Consider the following 1146-nt stretch of genomic DNA (forward strand, 5'->3'; position numbering starts at 1 on the left):
TTCTGGTTTGGCCTGGTGTTTTCTTGTCTTTTTGCGTTTTTTTGCGCCAGAAAGCGATTGAGGGCGTTTTACAGGGTACGTACAACGGGAGTTATGGTAAATGGATCGGGTTTTCGGGAAGGATCGACAGGATTTGCCGTTGGGTGTAGTGTAAGCGACTGAAAAACAAACGCCCCTGAAATTCGTGTCTCTCCGCCAAGATTGTCACGAGAATACAGGGGCGAGGTCGGTCGATAACCTAGAAGGAATCGTAACACATGAGCGCCGCGCTTCAATACTTCGAAGAAAATTTACCCCTCCGCCCCTATCACACGGATGATCTCGCTTTCGGCCTTCGTATCTCCGGTAAAGGGCGCGCGCTTCTTGCACGGTATATCCAGCAGAACCAACCTCATGCGCAGTTCTGGCTGGTTTTTGACGTTGACCGCGAGGGGGCTGCGATTGACTGGAGCGACCTGAACGCCCCCGCACCGAACATCACCATAAAAAATCCCGTGAACGGTCACGCCCACCTGCTCTACGCACTCAATATCGCCGTGAGAACCGCGCCTGATGCTTCGGTTAAGGCGCTGAAATACGCCGCCGCGATTGAACGTGCGTTGTGTGAAAAACTGGGCGCAGATGTAAACTACAGCGGACTGATTTGCAAAAATCCGTTCCATCTGGAATGGCAGGTGATGGAGTGGCGTGAGGAAGCCTATACCCTCGATGAACTGGCTGATTATCTCGATTTGAGCACTTCAGCGCGCCGTAGCATCGATAAACATTACGGGATGGGGCGAAACTGCCATCTGTTCGAAATGACGCGCAAATGGGCTTACAGGGCGATTCGTCAGGGCTGGCCAGCATTCTCACAGTGGCTTGATGCCGTGATTCAGCGTGTCGAAATGTACAACGCATCGCTTCCCGTTCCGCTTTCACCTCCTGAATGTCGGGCTATTGGCAAGAGTATTGCGAAATACACGCACAGGAACTTCACGCCGGAAACTTTCGCACAGTATGTGGCTGATACGCACACGCCAGAAATTCAGGCTGCACGTGGTCGCAAGGGCGGGAAAATTGGAGGTGCTAAGTCTAAGCGTGGTGCTGTTGCCACATCTGCGCGAACGTTGAAACCGTGGGAGACTCTTGGAATTAGCCGCGCCT

General features: G+C 52.9%; 1 protein-coding gene. It reads left to right on the forward strand.

The annotated features are described in order from the left end of the window. Window positions 1-257: 257 nt before the first annotated feature. The coding region (locus PY311_RS12595) for a replication initiation protein (RefSeq protein ID WP_286149038.1) at window positions 258-1146 on the forward strand (889 nt) is incomplete at its 3' end.

The organism is Neopoerus faecalis, assembly GCF_029218125.1.
In the GTDB taxonomy this organism is placed as follows: Bacteria; Bacillota; Clostridia; order Oscillospirales; family Oscillospiraceae; genus Oscillibacter; species Oscillibacter faecalis_A.